Raw genomic sequence first — 259 nt, forward strand, 5'->3', positions numbered from 1 at the left:
TGGGGTACCTAAAATAATATCTTCCTGACCGGTATAACGCGACAATAGTCCATTGATTCCTGCCATAAGAAACATAAAGAGCGTAAGGTCGTGGGCAGCGCAAAATGCTTCTGCCTTTTCCAGCAATGCAGAAGGAAAACGATAACTCAGGCTGTCTCCGTTGTAAGTCTGCATTAAAGGTCGGCTCTGGAAAGACGGAAGGTCCAGTACAGGCAAACTGCCCTTGAATTGTTCCTGCCAGTATAGGGCTGAGGAACTG

1 protein-coding gene is annotated in these 259 nt (G+C 47.1%); it reads right to left on the bottom strand.

All coding sequences use genetic code 11. The features are described 5' to 3' along the window. A partial coding sequence (locus tag KHA90_RS25240) for a condensation domain-containing protein (protein WP_213308308.1) occupies positions 1–259 on the bottom strand: 259 nt, incomplete at both ends.

The organism is Flavobacterium psychroterrae (assembly GCF_018380615.1).
Classification (GTDB): Bacteria; Bacteroidota; Bacteroidia; order Flavobacteriales; family Flavobacteriaceae; genus Flavobacterium; species Flavobacterium psychroterrae.